Origin of the sequence: Bradyrhizobium sp. CW1, from assembly GCF_023100665.1 — a bacterium.
GTDB lineage: Bacteria > Pseudomonadota > Alphaproteobacteria > Rhizobiales > Xanthobacteraceae > Bradyrhizobium > Bradyrhizobium canariense_D.
Map to the genome: position 1 here is coordinate 6,386,337 of NZ_CP064684.1, position 20,309 is coordinate 6,406,645.

The 20,309-nt window shown below is 65.5% G+C and carries 20 protein-coding genes; 7 read left to right on the forward strand and 13 right to left on the reverse strand.

Features of this window, described 5'->3' with window-relative positions:
- Positions 1–16 precede the first annotated feature (16 nt).
- The 6 genes from IVB54_RS30960 to fliI form a co-directional block, all read right to left on the reverse strand.
- Positions 17–1,237: an FAD-dependent oxidoreductase gene (locus tag IVB54_RS30960; RefSeq protein WP_247294692.1), complete on the reverse strand. Its 1,221-nt coding sequence runs from the start codon at positions 1,235–1,237 to the stop codon at positions 17–19.
- Positions 1,238–1,378: 141 nt separating this feature from the next.
- Positions 1,379–2,338, reverse strand: coding sequence for an AraC family transcriptional regulator (locus tag IVB54_RS30965; protein ID WP_247294694.1), 960 nt, complete (start codon positions 2,336–2,338; stop codon positions 1,379–1,381).
- Between the two features lie 333 nt (positions 2,339–2,671).
- The gene (locus IVB54_RS30970) at positions 2,672–3,727 is read right to left on the reverse strand and encodes an anti-sigma factor (RefSeq protein ID WP_247294696.1); all 1,056 of its coding nucleotides are present in this window, start codon (positions 3,725–3,727) and stop codon (positions 2,672–2,674) included.
- Positions 3,728–3,778: 51 nt separating this feature from the next.
- Positions 3,779–4,324: a sigma-70 family RNA polymerase sigma factor gene (locus IVB54_RS30975; RefSeq protein WP_018455718.1), complete on the reverse strand. Its 546-nt coding sequence runs from the start codon at positions 4,322–4,324 to the stop codon at positions 3,779–3,781.
- Positions 4,325–4,502: 178 nt separating this feature from the next.
- Positions 4,503–4,922 carry a flagellar export protein FliJ gene (fliJ, locus tag IVB54_RS30980; protein ID WP_007606301.1) on the reverse strand — a complete coding sequence of 140 codons (420 nt, stop codon included), beginning with the start codon at positions 4,920–4,922 and terminating at the stop codon, positions 4,503–4,505.
- A gap of 121 nt (positions 4,923–5,043) precedes the next feature.
- Complete coding sequence (gene fliI / locus IVB54_RS30985; RefSeq protein WP_018455719.1) at positions 5,044–6,369, reverse strand: flagellar protein export ATPase FliI; 1,326 nt, start codon at positions 6,367–6,369, stop codon at positions 5,044–5,046.
- Between the two features lie 415 nt (positions 6,370–6,784).
- Between fliI and IVB54_RS30990 the strand changes: the two genes are divergently transcribed.
- The 4 genes from IVB54_RS30990 to IVB54_RS31005 all read left to right on the forward strand — a co-directional run bounded on the left by IVB54_RS30990 (position 6,785) and on the right by IVB54_RS31005 (position 9,613).
- Entirely contained in the window at positions 6,785–7,486 is a 702-nt protein-coding gene (locus tag IVB54_RS30990; protein WP_007600544.1) for a response regulator transcription factor, read from the forward strand.
- A gap of 170 nt (positions 7,487–7,656) precedes the next feature.
- Positions 7,657–8,061 (forward strand): DUF350 domain-containing protein, encoded by a 405-nt coding sequence (locus tag IVB54_RS30995; RefSeq protein ID WP_247294700.1) that lies wholly within the window; start codon positions 7,657–7,659, stop codon positions 8,059–8,061.
- A gap of 1 nt (position 8,062) precedes the next feature.
- Positions 8,063–8,449 (forward strand): hypothetical protein, encoded by a 387-nt coding sequence (locus IVB54_RS31000; protein WP_247294702.1) that lies wholly within the window; start codon positions 8,063–8,065, stop codon positions 8,447–8,449.
- Positions 8,450–8,452: 3 nt separating this feature from the next.
- Complete coding sequence (locus IVB54_RS31005; protein WP_247776601.1) at positions 8,453–9,613, forward strand: glutathionylspermidine synthase family protein; 1,161 nt, start codon at positions 8,453–8,455, stop codon at positions 9,611–9,613.
- A 173-nt stretch (positions 9,614–9,786) separates the two neighbouring features.
- Here the strand turns inward: IVB54_RS31005 and IVB54_RS31010 are convergent, their stop codons facing one another.
- The 6 genes from IVB54_RS31010 to IVB54_RS31035 all read right to left on the reverse strand — a co-directional run bounded on the left by IVB54_RS31010 (position 9,787) and on the right by IVB54_RS31035 (position 16,555).
- Positions 9,787–10,659, reverse strand: a complete 873-nt coding sequence (locus IVB54_RS31010; RefSeq protein ID WP_085357855.1) for a protein-glutamate O-methyltransferase CheR — start codon at positions 10,657–10,659, stop codon at positions 9,787–9,789.
- Positions 10,656–11,855, reverse strand: coding sequence for a chemotaxis response regulator protein-glutamate methylesterase (locus IVB54_RS31015; protein ID WP_247294705.1), 1,200 nt, complete (start codon positions 11,853–11,855; stop codon positions 10,656–10,658). Before IVB54_RS31015 ends, IVB54_RS31010 begins: the two co-directional genes overlap by 4 nt.
- Positions 11,856–11,930: 75 nt before the next feature.
- Positions 11,931–12,296: a response regulator gene (locus IVB54_RS31020; protein ID WP_007600538.1), complete on the reverse strand. Its 366-nt coding sequence runs from the start codon at positions 12,294–12,296 to the stop codon at positions 11,931–11,933.
- Positions 12,297–12,368: 72 nt separating this feature from the next.
- Positions 12,369–12,839, reverse strand: coding sequence for a chemotaxis protein CheW (locus IVB54_RS31025; protein WP_085409211.1), 471 nt, complete (start codon positions 12,837–12,839; stop codon positions 12,369–12,371).
- Between the two features lie 24 nt (positions 12,840–12,863).
- Positions 12,864–15,704, reverse strand: coding sequence for a hybrid sensor histidine kinase/response regulator (locus IVB54_RS31030; RefSeq protein WP_247363751.1), 2,841 nt, complete (start codon positions 15,702–15,704; stop codon positions 12,864–12,866).
- A gap of 197 nt (positions 15,705–15,901) precedes the next feature.
- Positions 15,902–16,555, reverse strand: coding sequence for a histidine phosphotransferase family protein (locus tag IVB54_RS31035; RefSeq protein WP_018458347.1), 654 nt, complete (start codon positions 16,553–16,555; stop codon positions 15,902–15,904).
- A 171-nt stretch (positions 16,556–16,726) separates the two neighbouring features.
- Between IVB54_RS31035 and IVB54_RS31040 the strand changes: the two genes are divergently transcribed.
- Positions 16,727–17,554, forward strand: a complete 828-nt coding sequence (locus IVB54_RS31040; RefSeq protein WP_247300655.1) for a 3'(2'),5'-bisphosphate nucleotidase CysQ — start codon at positions 16,727–16,729, stop codon at positions 17,552–17,554.
- 14 nt (positions 17,555–17,568) lie between these two features.
- Here IVB54_RS31040 and IVB54_RS31045 read toward each other — a convergent pair whose 3' ends face one another.
- Positions 17,569–18,054, reverse strand: coding sequence for a YHS domain-containing (seleno)protein (locus IVB54_RS31045; protein WP_026233560.1), 486 nt, complete (start codon positions 18,052–18,054; stop codon positions 17,569–17,571).
- 139 nt (positions 18,055–18,193) lie between these two features.
- Between IVB54_RS31045 and IVB54_RS31050 the strand changes: the two genes are divergently transcribed.
- Positions 18,194–18,799 carry a DUF1134 domain-containing protein gene (locus IVB54_RS31050; protein WP_018458350.1) on the forward strand — a complete coding sequence of 202 codons (606 nt, stop codon included), beginning with the start codon at positions 18,194–18,196 and terminating at the stop codon, positions 18,797–18,799.
- A gap of 119 nt (positions 18,800–18,918) precedes the next feature.
- On the forward strand, positions 18,919–20,217 hold the full coding sequence (locus IVB54_RS31055; RefSeq protein ID WP_247337937.1) for a hypothetical protein: 1,299 nt from the start codon (positions 18,919–18,921) through the stop codon (positions 20,215–20,217).
- Positions 20,218–20,309: the final 92 nt, after the last annotated feature.

Here is a 20,309-nt window from a genome sequence, read left to right on the forward strand (position 1 = left end):
GCAACAGGCACGGATACTACCGCGCCCCATACGTCGGCGGCGGCGCCTGCACGGTTGGGACTGCCGCAGCGAATAGCTCGTCCTTGCTGCCCGACAACGGCGGATAGATGCGCTTGCGGTTGATCGTCTGCTTGGTTGCCTTCGCGGCCGCGCCGGTGGCGCGGACTTCGCGGTCCCACCCTTCCGTATAGAGTGCGCCCCAGCCGCCGAGATCGAGCACGGTCACGTACCAGTCTATCCGCAGCGGCAGCATCGGCAGGCCCGCGAGATCGGCGACCACATTGTGGCCGGCGAAGCGGCCCATCGGACGCGCGAACTGGCAGGACATCACGGTCGGATGCAAGCCGTCGACCACGCTCGAGGCGACGTCGCCGGCCGCGAACACGCCGCCGGCATCCGCAACCCGCATCATGGGATCGACCAGAAGACGCCCGAGGCGATCGCGTGCGTCCGGAAAGCTTGCGGCCAAGGGGCTCGCGCGCATCCCGGCACACCAGATCACCGTCCGCGTCGGAATGAATTCGCCCGAGCTCAGACGCAGTCCGGCGGCCTCGACGGAGACGACGCGCACGCCGAGCCGCGTCTCGACGTCAAGCGAGGCCAACGCCGTCGCGATGACGGGACGCGCATGCGCGCCGATCGTGGCGCCCACCACCGGATTGGGATCGACCAGGATGATGCGGCGGCTGCCGGTAATGCCGGCGCGCGCCAGCCTGTCGGGCATCTCGGCCGCGACCTCGATGCCGGTGAAGCCGGCGCCGACCACGACGATCGTCGAGCGCCCCGGCGCGGGCACGCTGCGTCCGAGCGAGGTGAGATGATCCTCGAGGTGGCGCGCCGCTGAATAAGTGTCGACATCGAAAGCATGCTCGGCAATCCCGGGAATGTCGGGACGCATCACTTCGCTGCCGAGCGCCAGCACCAGCCGGTCATAAGCCAGCGTCTCGTCGCCGCCTCCCGTGACCAGCGAAATCTCGCGCCGTGCCGGATCGATGGCTTCGACCTCGCCGATCCCGTGACTGACGCCGATCGGATCGAGCAGCTGCGGCAGCGGAAGCGCGACCTCGCTGAGATCGGCCTCGTAATTGCGGACGCGGATGTTGTGGTAGGGATTGCGATCGATGACACGGATCTCGATGTCACGGCCGGCCGCGCCGATCTCCTCGCGCTTGCGTGCGGCACCGATGGCCGCCCACAGACCTGCAAACCCGGCGCCGAGCACGACGATACGCGCCATGTCCGTTGACTGCATTTCCCAAGAGAGCGACGACGAAGCGACGAACGATCAAGCTGTCTGACCGCGCAGACAAATATAGCTCATCCTGCCGGATGGACCAACTGCGGTGGTACCGGCGCGCCGCACAAATTCTCGGTCGGCTCAGGCCTCGCGCAGTTCCGACGGCGTCGCGGCAAAGCGCTTGCGGAAGGCGCGGTTGAAATAGGACAGATCGGAGAAGCCAGACGAATGCGCGATGTCGCTGATCTTGCGGGTCCTGGCGCGGGGATCGCTGAGCAGCTTGCGCGCCTGCAGCAGGCGCTGCTCCAACACGAATTCGGTGAAGGTCGTTCCGGCCTGCTCGAACAGGCGCTGTGCCTGACGCGGGCTCAGGCCGGAGCGCGTAGCAATCTCGGACAGGCAGAGATCGTTGCGGCCAAGCGCAGCCATCACGTCGGCGCGCATGAGATCGAGACGGGCCGCCGCATGACCTCGCCCGCGCGCGAGACTTGCATGTTCGGCGTCGGTGCCGAGCAGCAGGCCGACGAGATCGACCATGTGCTGCGCGGTGAGGCGCTGGCCGACGGCATCGAGATGCGGCGCATGATGGGCGGCAAGGGAGTGGTAGCGCAAGATCGTCTCGGCGAGCGCGCCGTCCGAGAGCACTTGCGACAGCTTGTCCTCGGCGCGCGGATGGATCTCGAGCAGCGCGCGGCGCGGCATGCGGATGGTGGTGAAGCGATCTTCCTCGGTGTGGCCGACGGTGCCGGTGATGCCCATGTCGACGAGCACCATTTGCGCGGGCGCAAGCTCCACGGCATGGCCGTTCTGCCCGACGCGGACGAGGCCCGCATGCGCGGCGATCAGGACGAGATCGTCGCTGCCGTCGGCAAGATGGCTCTGGGTGCGTGAATATTGCGCGGAGGCGCCTTCGGGAATGGCGAGCGCGATATTGTCGACCACGCTGACCTGGAGCCGGCAATCGATGCTATCGCCTCGGCTCGGCCCGATATCGAGGCCGCAGGCCCCGAAAGTCCGCTCGCGCCAATGCTCGAAGGCCGGGCCGTGTGGCAGCCCCGCATATTGGTGAATGAAGATGCCCGATGTTTTCGCTGCATCCATCTGATTTCTCGCCCCTCTCCGGCACCATGATTGGGGGGCGCCGACTGCAAATTCCGGGCATTTGACGCCGCGAAGCGCGGAGAGGTTCAAATCGAGGGCGGATTCGGCGGAATTTGTCGGAAGACGACGGCGGGACGGACCGTGGCGACAGAACCGATCAGGCATTGCCACCACGATGTTGAAGCGTCCAATGCCCCCGGTGTCGTCCTGGACAAGCGAACAGAGCGAGCGCCGATCCAGGACCCATTACCCCGAGATTGAGTGGTTGCTCACCCGTTGCAACAAGCTCTTGGGGCAATGGGTCCTGGCTTTCGCCAGGACGACAATGGAAACCTACTTCTTCGCGGGCGCCTGCGGCTGTGACGGCGGCACGGTTTCGATCAGCTTGCCGGAAAACACCGGCGCCGAGGTCGGCTGGCCGTTGGGCGAACCGCCCGCCTGCTCGAGCGTGACGGCGTAGGTCGCGCCGTTGACGACGTCGGCATCGTACGAGCCGAGCACCGGTCGTGCGGTGAAATCGCCGGCGCCGATCACGCCGAGCGAACGCGGACGCGGCAGCTTGTCGGAGATCAGCCAGAGCTCGAAACTCTTGCCGGGCTCCGGTGTCGCGCCCACTTTACGCACCGTAAAGTTCTTGGTCGCGCCGTCGATGGTGAGGATGAAGGCGGGACCTCCGCCCTGGCCCTGCAACAGGGCGACATATTGCGACGACGCCGGGAGCGGCGCCGGTGTCTTCACCTCGACGGTCTGGATGCGCGGTGCCGGTCGCAAGCCGCCCGGCAGCGCGTCGGGCAGGAAGATCTGAAGCGACAGCGTCACGAGCAGCGCGGCCGCGAGCGCGCCGACGGCGGATGCGATGGTGCGCCAGCGCTTCACGCGGCCCTCGAGCCGGATCACGTTGCTGTTGTCGGCAACCGGCGGCGGTGGCGCACGCGCGACCTCCGGGTCCGGCGCGTGGACCTGCGGCATGAATATCGGCACGACGTCGGGAATCGCATCGGTCTCAAGTCGCGCCGCGGCAGGCTGCTCCGCTTCAGGAGGCTGCGGCGCCGGCTGCATATTCTCCGACGGCACCTGCGGAGGCACGGTCTCGGGCGAGGAATATTCCGGCACAGGTGGCGGCGGCGCTGCGTCCGGCAGTGCTGGCGGATCCTGCGCAAAGCCCGTCCGCGCGAGCTCGGACCTGATGTTCTCCCACACGATCGGACGCGGCTCGATCGAGCCGACCATCTGGTTGAGGACGCCGAGCCGGAATGCCCACGCCTGCACGACATCGGCGAACGCCTTGTCCACCGCCATCATTGTCTCGACCTGCGCGCGCTCGCCGGCGTCGAGCGTGCCGAGCGCATATTCCGCGGCGAGCGCGATATGGTCCTCCGTATAGGCCATCACTTGCGGTCCAGACCCACCCTCACCGTATGAGCTCCCGTAGCCCGAATCTCATAGCCCGAGACATTCGCGAATATCCATCATGCTGCGCCGAAGCCACGTCTTCACCGTGTTGACGGGCGCCGCGAATTTCTCCGCCAATTGCTCGCGGCTCCAGCCGTTGTAATAGGCGAGAAGCACGAGCCTCTGACGGTCCGGCTCGAGCCGGCCGATACATTCCAGCAGCCGCTTCAATTCCTCGGTCATCTCCCTCCGCGCCAGCGGATCGGGGCTGTCGCTTGCGACTTCCATCGCCTGGGGCTCTTCCTCGATGGAGACTTCCGTCTTCTTGCGCACGATGTCGATGGCGCGGTTGCGCGCGATCGACGCCATCCATGTGATCGGCGACGCGAGAGCGGGATTGAACTGGCCGGCGCTGTTCCAGATCTTGACGTAGGTCTCCTGAATGACCTCCTCTGCGAGATCCTGTCGGCGCAAGATACGGAGCACGACGCCATAGAGTTTCGCGCGCGTGGCGACGTAGAGGCGCTCGAACGCGGCCTGATCGCCCTGCGCCATCGCCCCAATCAGCCCGACCAGCTCTGCTGGCGTCAGCATTCAGCCCCCCAATGCGCGGCCCGTCGCATTCCGCGCAGGCGCTGGCATTCCGCCACCATAGCGCGCGACAAAGCCGACCACCAAGGGGGCGCGGCGCCACACTGTGGACAGGGCATGCGAAAACCCGGACCTTGGGGTCCGGGTTCTGCAAATTCTCGCAGGTCTGGCGGCTAGCGTCTCAGGCGACGGCGCCCATGCGGGCACGCATCAGGCCGATGCTGTCGAGATCGGCCTGCTCGCGGGCGTTTTCCTCGGCGCGTTCGCGGGCCTGATCGCGCTCGTCAAGGAGCTCGACCTTCTTCAGCTCCTCGAAGGCTTCGGCCAGCGCAGCCTTGGCTTCGTCGAGCTGGCCCTTCAGCTCGTCGGCCGAGCGGGTCAGGTTCTCGCGACGCTGGATGGCAGCCTTGGCGTAGGTCGGATAGGCGAAGTGCGAGGGATCGTTGATCCCGGCGCGCTCCTGCTCGGTCGAGATCTCGCGTTCAAGATCGGTCGACATCCGCTGGAAGTCGGCGATCATGGTCTCGATCTGGGTGACCCGGCGGCGCTTCTCGTCGACCTGAAATTTCTTCAGGCGGATGAGTGTATCACGTGACTTCATCGACTCGTACTCCCCAGAAGTCCCTTGGCTGCACGTGGGACAACACCGGTCTCCCCACAGGCCCGACGGGGGCCAAGACCGGCTCTACTACTCTGTGGGATGGGATGATGACGGGACAAAGTTAGCGTTCCGTTTCCAAATCACCAAGGATTTGCGCCAACTGGCGGTAGCCGTCCGCCAGCGATGCATTTTCATCCTTGCGCTGGCGCAGGAAGGCCTCCAGCGGCTCGTGCAGGCGGATCGCCTCGTCGACCTCGGGGCTGGAGCCGGCGCGGTAGGCGCCCAGACGGATCAATTCTTCCATGTCGGCATAGGTCGCCATCACCGCCCGCGCCTTCTGGATGGTCGGCCAGAACTGCGGGTCGGCCGATTTCGGCATGGTGCGGGAGATGGATTTGAGGATGTTGATGGCGGGGTAGCGGCCGCGCTCGGCGATCGAGCGCTGCATCACGATGTGTCCGTCGAGGATGCCGCGGACGGCATCCGCAATCGGCTCGTTATGGTCATCGCCATCGACCAGCACCGTGAAGATCGCGGTGATGGCGCCCTCCCCGAGGCCCGGACCGGCGCGCTCCAGAAGCTTCGGCAGCTCGGTGAACACGGTCGGCGTGTAGCCCTTGGCGGTCGGCGGCTCGCCAGCGGACAGGCCGATCTCGCGCTGGGCCATGGCAAAGCGCGTCACCGAATCCATCAGGCAGAGGACGTCCTGCTCCTCGTCGCGAAAATACTCGGCGACCGCAAGCGTCAGATAGGCGGCCTGGCGGCGCATCAGCGCCGGCTCGTCGGAGGTCGCGACCACGACCACGGAACGGGCCAGGCCCTCCTCGCCAAGGTCGTCCTGCAAGAATTCCTGCACCTCACGGCCGCGTTCGCCGATCAGCCCGATGACGCTGACGGCGGCATCGACGTTGCGCGCAAGCATCGACAGCAGCACCGACTTGCCGACGCCGGAGCCTGCGAAGATGCCCATGCGCTGGCCGCGGCAACAGGTCAGAAAGGTGTTCATCGCGCGCACGCCGAGATCGAGCGGCGCGCCGACGCGCTTGCGCGAGTGCGCCGGCGGCGGCGAATTGCGGTACGGCATCGGCGCCGGGCCCTGCGGCAGCGGCCCCTTGCCGTCGATCGGCTCCCCCAGCGCATTGACGACGCGGCCGAGCCAGGCCGCGCAAGGCCGCACCTGATTTGCGGCATTGGCGATGACGGCCTTGCAGCCGCGCCGTACGCCGTCCAGACCGGCGAACGGCATCACGACGGCGTTGTTGCCGGAGAAGCCGATCACCTCGCAGGGGATGGAACGGTTGCCGCCGGTCTCGATCACGAGCCGCGCGCCGACCGACATCGCATGGATCGGACCGGCGACCTCGACCATCAGGCCGCGCACGCCGACCACACGGCCATAAATATTGATGCCGTCAATGTCGCCGATCTGTTCGGCAAGAGCCTTCACAAGAGGGCCTTCATGAGGTGATCGCCTTCATAATCCGGGGTTTCGTGGCGAGAACCTTAAGTTTCGCCATATTTCTGAACGGCGCTTAACTTCGTGTTTACCCGCATCGTTAATCATTGCGTCACTGTCTTTGTGACTGAGCGTGGCTCCCCTTCAGAAGAAGGCTGAGTCGCGGGAGTCGGTTAGGCCCGTCTCTTAAAGTGGAACTTGAACGCAACCGGATAACGAAAGCTGCTTCGCACACAAGACCTTAGGGCGATTCGACGAAAATTGCATCTACAGGGCTTGCGTTCCAGAATCAGAATTTGTTAACCATCTGTTGTCAGGATCCGAATCAGTTGTTCAAAGGCGTTTTGTTGTGTGCCGCGAATGCGGCCGACCTGACGCCCAGGAGCGGCGACTATGGGGAACTGGCATGCGCGTTTTGCTGATTGAAGATGACAGCGCCGTCGCGCAGTCGATCGAGCTGATGTTGAAGTCTGAGAGCTTCAACGTCTACACGACCGATTTGGGGGAAGAAGGCGTCGATCTCGGTAAATTATACGATTACGACATTATCCTTCTCGACCTCAACCTGCCCGACATGTCCGGCTACGACGTGCTCAAGCAGCTTCGGGTCTCCAAGATCAAGACACCCATTCTGATCCTCTCCGGCCTCGCCGGCATCGAGGACAAGGTCAAGGGTCTCGGCGTCGGCGCCGACGACTACATGACCAAGCCCTTCCACAAGGACGAGCTGGTTGCCCGCATCCACGCGATCGTGCGCCGCTCCAAGGGCCATGCCCAGTCGGTGATCCAGACCGGCGACCTCGTCGTCAACCTCGACACCAAGACCGTGGAAGTCGGCGGCCAGCGCGTGCATCTGACCGGCAAGGAATACCAGATGCTGGAGCTGCTCTCGCTCCGCAAGGGCACGACCCTCACCAAGGAAATGTTCCTCAACCACCTCTATGGCGGCATGGACGAGCCCGAGCTGAAGATCATCGACGTCTTCATCTGCAAGCTCCGCAAGAAGCTCGCGAATGCCTCCGAAGGCCGCAACTTCATCGAGACCGTGTGGGGCCGCGGCTACGTGCTGCGCGAGCCGCATGAGGTCGAAGAGCGCATCCCCGCCTGATCCTGGGTTTTACCCGCGAGCCCTTCGGGGCTTGCTCCTCCCAGCCTGGACCCCGCCGCAAATGGCGGGGTTTTGTTTTTTGGGGACGCGAACGGGGCCTCATCGTCCTTGCGCCGTTGAACCGCTATCCTTCCCCCGCCGACGAATGGTCGCTGCACGATGGGGGAACGATGATCCTGCAATCACTGACCGGCCTGCCCGCCTTCCTGGTCTATTTCTGCACCGGGCTGATCGCGATCGTGGCGTACCTGTTCGTCTACACCCGCATCACGACGCATAACGAATTCCAGCTGATCCGCGACAACGATCCGGCTGCGGCGATCGCACTCGGCCTCAGCCTGCTCGGCTTCGTGGCGCCGCTGGTCAGCGCGATCGCGCATTCGGCCAATGTGCTGGACTGCCTGATCTGGGCGATGATCGCGCTGATCGTCCAGATCGTCGTGTTCTTCCTGGTGAGAGTGCCGGTGCCGAACCTGTCGGCGCGGATTGCCGCCGGCGAACTTGCAGCTGCCATCTGGCTCGGGCTGTCCTCGCTCGCCGCAGGCCTGCTCAATGCCGCCTGCATGATCTACTGACATGGCCGGCAAGCCCTCCAAAAAGGAGTTCGGCAAGCGCCGGCCGGCGGCCGGACCGCCGCCTGCACAACAGCCGGTGAAGCGCTCCCGCCATGTCGCGCTGCTGGTGATGGGCACGATCGCGGTCGGCACCACCGCCTACACGCTGATGCCGCGGCAGAATTGCGAGCCCTCTCCTGCCGGCACGGACCCGGCGGTGCAAGCGAGCACCTCGTGCAGCAGCAGCCGCAGCTCCTCCAGCGGCGGCGGCAGTTCGTCGCGATCGAGTTTCTTCAGCAGCGACTCCTCGAGCCATTCCTCGTCCGGAACGTCGTCCGATTCAGGCTCCGGCGGCGTGAGCCGCGGCGGCTTCGGCTCGTTTGGCCATGGCTTCTCCGGCGGCGGCTGACCCATGCAACGCATCGTCTGCCCCGAGCGCGACGACTGGCGGCAGACCGCCGAACAATGCGGCTTCGCCTTCCACACCATCGACGGTGAGCGCTATTGGGACGAGCGCGCCTATTACGCCTTCACGCTCGACGAGATCGAGCGTGGCATCGAGGCGCCGACCGGCGAGATCGACGCGATGTGCCTGGAGCTCGCCGGCCGCGTGATCGGCGACGAGCGCCATCTGCAGCGCTTGAAGATACCGGAGGCGTTCTGGAGCCTGATCGCCGAGAGCTGGGCACGAGACGACCGCAGCCTCTATGGCCGGCTCGATCTGAATTTCGACGGCAAGGGACCGGCAAAGCTGCTCGAATACAACGCGGATACGCCGACCTCGATTTTCGAAGCCGCGGTCTTTCAATGGACCTGGCTCGAACAGGCGATCGAACGGCGCATCATCCCGTCGCGGGCCGACCAGTTCAACTCCATCCACGAACGATTGATCGAAGCCTGGAAGCAGATTGCCGCTAGCCGCCACGTCCATCTCACCGGCACCACGGGCAATGAGGAGGACGCCGGCACGCTCGCTTATCTCGAAGATACCGCGCGCCAGGCGGGACTGACGACCACGCTACTCGACATCGAGGCGATCGGCTGGCGCAATGATACCGGCGGCTTCGTCGATCTCGGCGACCGCGACATCACGCTCGCCTTCAAGCTCTATCCCTGGGAATGGATGTTCCACGACAGCTTCGGCGCAAAGCTCAGGGACGCACAGACACGCTGGATCGAACCGCCGTGGAAGGCGGTGCTCTCCAACAAGGGCATCCTGCCGCTGCTATGGGAGATGTTTCCGAACCATCCCAATCTGCTACCGGCGTTCTTCGAGGACGATCCGCAGGCAGCCGAGCTCGGCAGCTCCTATGTGCGCAAGCCGCTGCTGTCGCGCGAAGGGGCCAATGTCACGCTGGTGTCTGGTGGAATGCCGCTCGACGAGCAGGCAGGCCCCTACGGCGCCGAAGGATTCGTGCGGCAGGCGCTCGCGCCGCTGCCGAATTTTTCCGGCTTCTATCCCGTGATCGGAAGCTGGCTGGTGGATCACGAACCCTGCGGCCTGTCGATCCGCGAGGACGAAAGCCCGATCACCGGCAACGGCTCGCGGTTTCTGCCGCATGCGATCTTGTGAGGTGCGCTCTTCATTCCTTCTCCCGTTGTGGGAGAAGGTGGCGCGAAGCGCCGGATGAGGGGTTCTATCCGCGAGTTCAAGTGTCGGTGGGCTCGCGGATAGAACCCCTCACCCGTCTCGCCGCTACGCGGCGAGCCACCCTCTTCCGCAAGGGGAGAGGGGAAGAACGCATCTCAACGCGCCGCTGCTACCTTCAATGACGGCGGCATCAGTCCACCCATCGGGCGGCCGGAACGCGTCGGATTGAGCTGATAGAGGCCACGACGATCGGCGATCGGGCGGAACGCGTCGGTAATTCCGACGACGGATTCGGCGGCGCCCAACAGCAGCGTGCCGTCGGCTTCCAAAACCTTCGCCATGCGCTCGAAGATCACGGCCTTGGTGTCCTGGTCGAAATAGATCAGCACATTGCGGCAGAAGATCACGTCGAACGTGCCGAGATGGGAGAAGTCCTGCAACAGATTGAGCTGGCGGAACTGCACCATCGCGCGAATGTCGGCATTGAGCTGCCAGACTTCGCCCGCTTGCGTGAAGTATTTCATCAGGTGCTGGATCGGCAGGCCGCGCTGCACCTCGAACTGGCTGTAGACGCCGGCCTTGGATTTCTCCAGCACCTCCTGCGACAGATCGGTGGCGACGATCTCGATGCGCCAGCCGGCGAAGGCTGCGCCCATCTCCTTCACGCACATTGCAATCGAATACGGCTCCTGTCCCGTCGACGACGCCGCCGACCAGATGCGCAGCGACTTGCGCGCCGCGCGCGCCCGAAGCAGTCCCGGCAGGATCGTTTCGCGCAAGTGATCGAACGGGATCTTGTCGCGGTAGAAGAAAGTCTCGTTGGTGGTCATCGCCTCGACCACGTCGCTTGCAAGCCGTCCGTCGCCATTCCTGATCTTCAGCACGAGATCGGGAATCCCGGCGAGGCTCGCCTTGCGGGCCAGCGGCAGCAGCCGGCTCTCGACCAGATACTGCTTGTCCGGGGAGAGATCGAGGCCGGAGCGCTCTTTCAGGAATTTGCGCAGATAGTCGTAGTCAACCGGCGTCACGAGCGGTCTCCCGCGAACAGGCGATTGACCCGGGCGCCGATCTGGTTGAGCGGCAGGATCGCCGCACAGATGCCGGCATTGGCCGCTGCGCCCGGCATGCCCCAGACCACGCTGGAAGCTTCGTCCTGCGCGATCACGCTGCCGCCGGCGGCGACGATGTCCTTGCCGCCGCGCATGCCGTCCGAGCCCATGCCCGTCAGGATCACGGAGAGGATGGCGCCATGCCAGATGTCGATGGCGGACGTGAACAGCGGATCGACCGCGGGCTTGCAGAAATTGACGGCGGGACCGTCGTCGAGCGCGATCGCCACGTCGGCGCCGCTACGCACGACGCGCATGTGCTTGCCGCCCGGCGCAAGATAGATGCGGCCCGGCTTCACCGGCTCGCCATCCACCGCCTCGGCCGCCGGCTTGCGGCTCGTGCGTGCCAGATGCTCCGCGAGAATGGTGGTGAAGGTCGGCGGCATGTGCTGGGTGATCAGCACCGGGACGCGGTCGATCACGGGGCCAAGCTCGGCGACGAGCGCCATCAGGGCCTGAGGACCGCCGGTCGATGAGCCGATCAGCAGCACCCTCGGGGCTTGGGTCGAGAACGGACGCGTGGATAGCGGCGAGGACGACGACGCATGCAAAGCCGGAGCCGCCGCGGACGCGGCAGGCCGCGCGACAACCGGCCCACGTGTCGCCGGAGCCGGGCTTGCGGGCGCGAGCGGCGGGCTCGCAACCGCGGCCTTGCGGCGCAGCCGTGCGCCGAGGTGGCGGATTTTCTGGATCAGGTCGTGATGGAAGATGTCCGCAGCCGAAGCCTCGCGCGTCGATTCCGGCTTCGGAATGTAGTCGGCGGCGCCGAGCGACAACGCCTTGAAGCTGATCTCCGCGTTGCGGCGGGTCAGCGTCGAGGCCATGATGATGACGAGATCGCGCTTCTTCGCCAGAAGTTGCGGCAGCGCCGAGATGCCGTCGAGCTCGGGCATTTCGATATCGAGCACGGCAACATCGGGATTGATGCGTTCGATCTGGTTGACCGCCTCGAGCCCGGTGCGCAGCGAGGCCGCGACCTCCATGTCGTGCTCGGCGCCGATCCAGCGCGAGATCAGACCGCGGATGACGACGGAGTCATCGACGACCATCACCCGCAACGGTCCGGCTTCCCGCGACGAGCCCGGGGTCGAATTACCTGCGAACGCAACACTCATTACTCACCAACTCAGACTGAAACGGTCAGTTGAAAACAAACGCCGAAGGAGCCGTTCAGCCTCCAGGGCGGTCGCTCAGATAAGGCCGACTTCCTGGAATTTCGCCGTCACGATGTCCTTGTCGAAGGGCTTCATGATGTACTCGTTGGCGCCAGCGTGCAGCGCGCGCGCGATATGCGCGACGTCGTTCTCGGTGGTGCAGAACACCACCTTGGGCTGGTCGCCGCCGGGCATGCGCCGGAGATGGCCGAGGAACTCATAGCCGTCCATCACCGGCATGTTCCAGTCCAGCAGCACCGCATCGGGCAAGCCGCGCTTGCAGGCCTCCAGCGCCTTCTCACCGTCCTCGGCTTCGAGGATCTGGAAGTCGAGGCCCTCCAGGATCCGGCGCGCAACCTTGCGGATGACGCTGGAATCATCAACGACGAGACAAGTTCGCATGTGAACCTCTGCTTCCCCCCCTTTTGCGGGGGCACTTCCAATTGCAGGTACGTCGGCGGATGTGCCGGCGTATCAGGCCGCCATCATATCGGGCGCGAGCTCGAGGACGCGATCGACGTCGAGGACGACCATGAGCTGGCCGTCGAGACGGTGGACACCGCCGGCGAGCTTGGCCATGCGGGGGTCGAGATTGACGGGGTTTTCTTCCATGCCGTCCTCGGCGAGCCGCAGCACTTCGCCGATCTGGTCGATCAGGAGGCCGTAGGATTCACCGCGCAGGTCGACGCCGACCGCCATCGGGATCTTGCCGTCCTCGGGCTTGGGCAGGCCGAGCCGGGCGCGCATGTCGACCACGGTGACGATGCGGCCGCGCAGGTTCAGCACGCCCGCGATCTCGCGCGAGGACAGCGGCACGCGGGTGACGCGCTCGGGCATGAACACGTCCTGGACGCGGGAGATCGGCAGGCCGAACAGCTGGCCGCCGATCATCGCGGTGACGTATTCGACCATGGCGCCTTCGCCGGACTGGGTCTTCTTGGTCATGTGCGTATCTCCTGATCCCGCTGGTTACGCTGCTGCGCGGCTCAGCTCGGAGGCACCGGCGGCGCCCGCGGTCTGTTCCTTCAGCGCCGCGATCAGACCGGGACGGTCGAACTTGGCGACATAGTCGTGGAAGCCGGCCTGACGGCCGCGCTCGATCGCCGCCGGCGACACCAGCGCGGAGAGGCCGATGATCGGCATCGCGCCCAGATTGCTGTCGGAGCGGATGGTCTCGGCAAACTCGAACCCGTTCATGTCGGGCATCTCGATGTCGGTCAGGACCACGTCGAAGCTCTGCGCGCGCAACGCCGCGAGGCCCTCCTGCGCGGTCGGCGCGGTGCGGACGCGGTAGCCGGCGGCCTTGAGCACCGGGGCCAGCATGTTGCGGAAGAACGCCGAGTCGTCGACCAGCAGCACCGATTGCGAGTGCAGCGACGGTTTCATCTCCTTGCGGGTGAACCAGTCGGCGAACGCCATCGGCAGGAAGTGGCCGACGTCGATCACTTCGGTGGCCTGGCCCTTGATCACGGCCGAGCCGAGAATGCCGGAGGAGGATCCGCCGACCTCGATGTTGAGCCGTTCCTCGACGATGTCGATGATCTCGTCGACGACGAGGCCCATGGAGCGGCCGTCGTCGGAGAACACCAGGATCGGCTGGGCGCCCTGGCTCGCGATGGTGACGCTCTCCATGGCAACGAGCGGCATCAGCTGCTCGCGGTACTGCACCATGTAGCGGCCGTTCGAGAACTCGATCTTGTCGGCCGGCAGCTCTTCCAGGCGCGTGACGAGCCCGAGCGGGACCGCCTTGGGCTGGGACGAGCCGGCGCGGAACACCAGCAGCGAGGTGGTCTGCTCGCCCGATCCGATGCTGTGCGTCCCGTTCTCGCTGTTCATGTCATGGGCCGAGGAGCCGGCGGCGCCGAGCGCCTTGGCAATGCCGTTGGGGTCGATGATCATGATGACCGCGCCGTCGCCCAGGATGGTATTGCCCGAGAACATGTCGATGTGGCGCAGCTTCGTCGACATCGGCTTGACCACGATTTCTTCGGTGTGGAACACGCCGTCGACGACGATGCCGAAGGTCTGGCTGCCGACCTGCGTCACCACGATGAAGCCGTTCTCGGGATCGGAGACGGCGCCGTCGTCGATCTTGAGCAGCTTCTTGAGATGGATCAGCGGCAGCAGCTTGTTGCGCAGCCTGAGAACCGCGGTGTCCTTGATGCGCTCGATGCGGTGCTCCGAGTTGGCGCGGGCCCGCACCAGCTCGACCACGGAGAGCTGCGGGATCGCAAAGCGGTCGCCGGCGGCTTCCACGATCAGCGCGGAGACGATGGCGAGCGTCAGCGGGATCTTGATGGTGACGGAGGAGCCTTCACCGGCGACCGACTTGATGTCGATGGTGCCGCCGATCTGGTCGATATTGGTGCGCACCACGTCCATGCCGACGCCGCGCCCCGACACCGAGGTGATGGCGGCAGCAGTGGAGAAGCCCGGGGCGAAGATGAACTTGTGGATCTGGGCTTCGCTCATCTTCTCGAGCTCGGCCTCGGTGACCAGACCTGAGGAGATCGCCTTGGCCTTGATCCTGTCGGTGTTCAGGCCACGGCCGTTGTCGGCGATGCAGATGATGATGTGGCCGCCCTCGTGATAGGCGGACAGGCGAATGGTGCCCTGCTCGCCCTTGCCGCCTGCGAGACGCTCGGCCGGGGTCTCCAGGCCATGGTCGGCGGAGTTGCGCACCATGTGGGTGAGCGGGTCCTTGATCAGGTCGAGCACCTGGCGGTCGAGCTCGGTGTCGGCGCCGTGCATCTCCAGCTCGATCTGCTTGCCGAGTTCGCTCGAGAGGTCGCGAACGATGCGGGGCAGCTTCTGCCAGGCATTGCCGATCGGCTGCATGCGCGTCTTCATGACGCCTTCCTGCAGCTCGGCGGTGACGTTGGACAGCCGCTGCAACGGCACCTTGAACTCGGTGTCCTCGTTGCGGCGGGATATCTCCAACAGCTGGTTGCGGGTCAGCACCAGCTCCGAGACCATGGTCATCAGATGCTCCAGCGTATCCACGTTGACGCGGATCGACTGGTTGGCGATGCTGGCTCCCTCAGCGGCGCCCTCGTCGGCGATCGCCTTCTTCGGCACGGCCTTGTCCTTGGGCGCCTTGGCTTCCTTCGCTGCTTCCTTGGCAACAGGCACCGGGGCTTCAGCGGCAGGCGGAGGCTCCGCCTTGACTTCGGCCCTGGCAACCGGGACCGGCACTTCGATCGCGGTCTCGCGGAAGGCACGCTCGAGCTCGTCGAGCGAGACTTCGCCCGGACGCAGCGGACGCTCCAGGCTCTGGTCGGCCAGCACGCCGGAGGTCGGCGCGGCTTCGACGGCGACAGGCGCGTCCGGCACCAGCGGCGGCGCTTCGGCAACGGCAGCAGCAGCAGCGCCGGCCGGCATCGGCTGCGCCGAGCCTGACGCGATCGGCTGCGCCGACGCTGACATAGCGGCCATGCCCTGCTCGACCATCGCTTCCAGCTTGTCGATGAGATCGCGGTCGGTGCCCTCGGGCTCGGCTTCGGTCGCCTCCAGCCCGGCCAGAATTTCCTTGATGCGGTCGATCGAGGACAGGATCACCGTCACCGCCTGCCCCGTCACCGGCATGCCGTCACGGAATTTGCCCATCAGCGTCTCGCCGGCATGCGCCAGCGCTTCCAGTCGCGGCAATCCGAGGAAGCCGCACGTGCCCTTGATGGTGTGGACCAGCCGGAAAATGTTATCCAGGATCTTGGCGTTGTTCGGCTCCTGTTCGAACTTCACCAGCTGATTGTCCACGGTGTCCAGGCTCTCGCTGGTTTCCGTCAAAAACTCCCGCAACAGATCATCCATGAAAACAGGCCTTCATACAGGGAGGGCGCGCACACAAGACGTGATGCGCCAATTCGGAATGGGGCCAGCTTCACCGCAAAGCGTTTAATAATGGTTGAGTATGTGGAAAAGAACGGAACCAACAAAGAGATAAGGCGCTCCGGACAAGCCGAAGCGCCTCGTAAAGATTCGATTAACGTTTGAGAGCGGCGGCGTGTCTACGACGCGATAATGGTGATGGCCTCGCCTTCGTGCGCGAGCCTCACGGTCAGCCCGCAAGCCTCTGCCAACAGCCGCGTATAATAAGGCTGGATCGCATGTGCATCCGCAGCCGGGCCGCGCTCGCCGCTCAGGAGCTCGGAGATGTTCTGCGGCAGGCGCGCATTATGTCCGGTCGCGGTGATGCGGAAGCTCATGGTCTCGCCCTCGCCGATCGGATCGATCGTCAGCGTGCCGCCGCGCGGGATCGTGTGCTGCGAAACGACCAGCATGTTGAGCAGCAGCTTGACGCGATTCTTCGGCAGCAAGATCCGCGGCAGATTCCAGGTGATCGAGCACTTGCCGTCCTCGATGTGGCCGCGCGCCATGGTCTGGGCATCGCCGAGATCGATCTGCGCGCCGGACGAGCCGGCCGCACCAAAAGCGAGGCGGCAGAACTGGAGGCGAGCGGAGGCGGTTTTCGCGCTCTTGCGTATCAAGTCGAGTGCGAACTCGCGGTCGTCGGGCTTGGGATCGTCGTCGAGCACTTCGAGCCCATTGACGATGGCGCCGACAGGGCTGATGAGATCGTGGCAGACCCGCGAGCACAGCAGCGCAGCGAGTTCGAGCGCATCTGGAGCGGTGGCGGTAGCGGGTGACGAAGCGTCAGACATAAAGGGTTCCTGGAATTGCACGGCGCGGACGCGGCGAATCAAGCATGCTTGACGAATGCCGCAGGTTCTAACATTCGCTGGCACGTGGCAGCTAGCTTGCGATCGGTTCGAAGCGGCCCTAATGCCGCGGCGAATCACTCGCTTAGGGATGGAATTGCCGATGAATGAGGCATGCAGGTGAAGCGGATCATCGACGGCGCGGCCGCCTCCCACCTGATGGAGCCGCTCACCGCCCTGGTGGTGAAGGCGGGCGAAGCCATCCTCGCGGTCAACCGCGCAGCGATGCGGGTCGACGGCAAGCAGGACGGCTCGCCGGTGACCGAGGCCGACCTTGCGGCCGACCGCATCATCGCGGACGGGCTGGCACAGCTTGCGGGCGACATCCCGACGCTCTCGGAAGAGCGGACCCAGCTCGCCTCGCCGCCGTTCCGCGCCAGCTTCTTCCTGATCGACCCGCTCGACGGCACCAAGGAGTTCGTCGCCGGGCGCGACGAGTTCACCGTCAACCTTGCCCTGGTGACATCGGGCGTGCCGCTGCTGGGCATCGTCAGCGCGCCGGCACTCGGGCTGCTCTGGCGCGGCATCGTCGGCCGTGGCGCCGAGCGCGTCGGGTTCGACGGCGCAACCATCGGCGCTGCCGAGCCGATCCATACCCGCAAGCTGCCGCCCCTGGGCGAACCCTGGATCGCCGCGGTGAGCCGCTCGCATGGAGATCCCCGAACCGAGGCGTTCATCGATCATCGCCCCAGCGCCGTCAGAAAGGCGGTCGGCTCGGCCGTGAAATTCGGACGGATCGCGGAAGGCAGTGCCGACATCTACCCCCGCTTGGGGCCCACTTGTGAATGGGACGTCGGGGCCGGCTACGCGGTCGTGACCGCGGCCGGCGGCAGCGTGACCGACGGCAAGGGCGGCGCGCTCCGCTTCGGCGAGCGGCACGATGGCGGCTTCATCATCCCGGAGTTCATTGCTTGGGGTGACCCGCAGGCGGCAAGACTCTGAGGTCGTAAAGGGGCCTACTGGCTGAGCTTGTCCTGGAGGGCGGGCCAGCGCTTGCCCACCTCATAGAGGAAGCGCTCGGGATTGGCGGCGAAGGCGTCGCGATTGGCTTCCCGGCTGAACAGATAGAGCCGCTGCGCCGCGATCGCGAAGAAGCGGGGGTTACCGGCGATGATGACGCCGCGGGCGATATCGACCGGATCGTAGCCGCCGAACTGCGGCCCGTAGACCTCGGGATGGGCGAGGAAAGACGCCCGGTTGCCCTCGTTCCGAAAGCGCCAGACGGCGCCCCACAGGTTCGCCTCGAACTCGGCCGTCCCCTGCACGGCCGTGCCAGCGACGAAATAGGCCACGGGGTCGAAGCCCTCGATCGCCACGCCACTGAAACGGTTGACGACGATCCGCTCGGTGGTGGCCGCCTGCGCCGGCAACCCCGCGCAGAGGATCCAAATGCCCGACAGCATGCAGACCAGAAGGCCGATCAAGGCAATTCCGGGGCGCAAAGGGCTGGCTTCCTGCCGTTGTGCCGTCATAGTTGCTGCGGATAACATCCGAGTCGAGGGGACATCCGGCGCAACCTAGAGCCGCGCCTGTTGGCGCCAGGTTAAGGAAGCGACCGGATTCGATACCAGGGGTTCTTTTATGACTTTCGCATCACGCCTTGCCGCAGTCGCGCTTGCCGCGATGGTCGGGTGGATCAGTCCGGCTTCCGCCCAGCAGCCGCCGCCGCCCGACTTGCCGCCGCCGCAGCGGACCCAGACGCCCAGCACCTATGGGCCGGACGAACTCGTGAACGCCGGGCATCGCTTCTTCGGCAACGTCTCGCGCGGTCTCGCCTCGATCATCGAGAAGGCGGTCAGCCAATGGGGCCTGCCCAACGGCTATATCCTCGGTGAGGAAGGGTCCGGCGCTTTCGTCGCCGGCCTGCGCTACGGCGAAGGCACGCTCTACACCAAGAACGCCGGTGACCTCAGGGTCTACTGGCAGGGTCCCTCGCTCGGCTTCGACTGGGGTGGCGACGGCGCGCGCACCATGACGCTGGTCTATAATCTGCCCGCCACCAACGCGATCTACCAGCGCTTCGCCGGCCTCGACGGCTCGGCCTACATCATCGGCGGCTTCGGCATGACGGCGCTCACCGCCAACAACATCGTGCTGGTGCCGATCCGCTCGGGCCTCGGCCTGCGGCTGGGAGCCAATATCGGCTATTTGAAATTCACCCCGCGCGCGACCTGGAACCCGTTCTAGCGTTCCGCTTTCCCCTCCGGCGACGGATCAAGGTTAACGACATGTCGGGGCTGGCTTTTTGCCGGCCCCGCATGCAATGTCCTTGGTAAATTTTTCCTTAGCTTTGGGAGTTCTGGCCCATGGTCGAACCGATCATGTACCTGGCGATCGGTTTCCTGCTCTCGATGCTGTGCGGGCTCGCGATCGTGCCGCTGGTGCATAACCGCGCCGTGCGCCTGACCACGCGCCGGCTCGAGGCCGCCACGCCGTTGTCGATGGCCGAGATCCAGGCCGACAAGGACCAGCTCCGCGCCGAGTTCGCCATGTCGGCGCGACGGCTGGAGATGAGCGTCGACCAGCTCAAGAACAAGACCACGAGCCAGCTCGCCGAGCTCGGCAAGAAGAGCGACGCCATCAACCGCATGAAGATCGAGCTCGGCGAGAAGAACGCCACGATCTTCGCGCTCGAAGCGCGCGAGAAGGCGGTGAAGGAGCAGCTCCGCGCCACGGAAGAGGAATTCAACACCAAGACCGCAGCCCTGCGCGCCGCCGAGCTCGCGCTGACCGACAAGCAGGGCGAGCTCGCAAAGATCAATTCCGAACTGTCCGACCGCTCGATGATGGCGGAGAGCCGTCAGGTCGAGCTGGTCGCGGTCCGTGCGCAGATCGAGGAGCTGAAGCACCGCGTCGGCGACGCCGAAAAGGAATTTGCCGCGACACAGGCGCGGCTGGCGCAGGAGCGCACCGAGTCCGAGACCGCTTCGCGCGAGCTCGGCGACGCCCGCGGCCGCGTCGAGAATCTGAGCCAGCGCGTCACCGACCTCGATCGCCAACTCATCGTGCAGGTGAAAGAGGCCGAGATGTTGTCGGGCCGCGTCGGCGATCTCGAGGGACGCCTTGCCACGCAGGGCAAGCTGCTCGCCGAACGCGACTATGAGAACAACCAGCTCCGCCAGGCCAACGAGGCCAATGAGCGCATCATCAAGGAGCTGCGCGTTGAGATCGCGGCGTTGAGCGGCGGCAAGTCCTCGGCCGCAATGGAATCGATCCGCGCGGAAAAGACCGCGCTCGAGGAGCAGCTGCACACCGCCCGCGACGAGCGCGCCAAGCTCCAGCGCGACATCAACGCGATCCAGCAACAGGCCGAGAGCTCCTGGGCGACCGAGCGGATGGAGAACGCGCTGCTGCGCGAACGCATCAACGACATCGCAGCCGAGGTGGCCAAGCTCGCGATGCAGCTCGAAGGGCCGAACTCGCCGATCGAGGCCCTGCTCGCGGCGGAGGCCGGCCAGCCGCCGAGGCCGGCGCCACGCCCGGCCAACGACGCCCCTGCCAACGGCACCGCCGCAGGCACCCTGCCCGAAGGCGGCGGAACACTGGCCGAACGCATCCGCGCGCTCCAGGCCCACGCCTCCCGCGCCCGCCAGCAGGGCGCGTAAGCGGCCCCAAGATGGTCTGACCGCCGAATTGCGGGTCCGGGGGAAGGTTTTCCGGCCCGGCAGCGCCTCGAAACTTGACACCTTCGGCCTGC

Excerpts from the sequence above, each read along its gene's own strand:
- IVB54_RS30970 (WP_247294696.1), bottom strand. The coding sequence starts at position 3,727 with ATGGCCTATACGGAGGACCATATCGCGCTCGCCGCGGAATATGCGCTC.
- IVB54_RS31005 (WP_247776601.1), top strand. The coding sequence starts at position 8,453 with ATGCAACGCATCGTCTGCCCCGAGCGCGACGACTGGCGGCAGACCGCC.
- IVB54_RS31040 (WP_247300655.1), top strand. The coding sequence starts at position 16,727 with ATGCAGGTGAAGCGGATCATCGACGGCGCGGCCGCCTCCCACCTGATG.
- IVB54_RS30975 (WP_018455718.1), bottom strand. The coding sequence starts at position 4,324 with ATGCTGACGCCAGCAGAGCTGGTCGGGCTGATTGGGGCGATGGCGCAG.
- IVB54_RS31030 (WP_247363751.1), bottom strand. The coding sequence starts at position 15,704 with ATGGATGATCTGTTGCGGGAGTTTTTGACGGAAACCAGCGAGAGCCTG.
- IVB54_RS30965 (WP_247294694.1), bottom strand. The coding sequence starts at position 2,338 with ATGGATGCAGCGAAAACATCGGGCATCTTCATTCACCAATATGCGGGG.
- fliJ (WP_007606301.1), bottom strand. The coding sequence starts at position 4,922 with ATGAAGTCACGTGATACACTCATCCGCCTGAAGAAATTTCAGGTCGAC.
- IVB54_RS31015 (WP_247294705.1), bottom strand. The coding sequence starts at position 11,855 with ATGAGTGTTGCGTTCGCAGGTAATTCGACCCCGGGCTCGTCGCGGGAA.
- IVB54_RS31025 (WP_085409211.1), bottom strand. The coding sequence starts at position 12,839 with ATGACCAAGAAGACCCAGTCCGGCGAAGGCGCCATGGTCGAATACGTC.
- IVB54_RS31035 (WP_018458347.1), bottom strand. The coding sequence starts at position 16,555 with ATGTCTGACGCTTCGTCACCCGCTACCGCCACCGCTCCAGATGCGCTC.
- IVB54_RS31055 (WP_247337937.1), top strand. The coding sequence starts at position 18,919 with ATGGTCGAACCGATCATGTACCTGGCGATCGGTTTCCTGCTCTCGATG.
- IVB54_RS31050 (WP_018458350.1), top strand. The coding sequence starts at position 18,194 with ATGACTTTCGCATCACGCCTTGCCGCAGTCGCGCTTGCCGCGATGGTC.
- IVB54_RS30960 (WP_247294692.1), bottom strand. The coding sequence starts at position 1,237 with ATGGCGCGTATCGTCGTGCTCGGCGCCGGGTTTGCAGGTCTGTGGGCG.
- IVB54_RS30990 (WP_007600544.1), top strand. The coding sequence starts at position 6,785 with ATGCGCGTTTTGCTGATTGAAGATGACAGCGCCGTCGCGCAGTCGATC.
- IVB54_RS31020 (WP_007600538.1), bottom strand. The coding sequence starts at position 12,296 with ATGCGAACTTGTCTCGTCGTTGATGATTCCAGCGTCATCCGCAAGGTT.
- IVB54_RS31000 (WP_247294702.1), top strand. The coding sequence starts at position 8,063 with ATGGCCGGCAAGCCCTCCAAAAAGGAGTTCGGCAAGCGCCGGCCGGCG.
- IVB54_RS30995 (WP_247294700.1), top strand. The coding sequence starts at position 7,657 with ATGATCCTGCAATCACTGACCGGCCTGCCCGCCTTCCTGGTCTATTTC.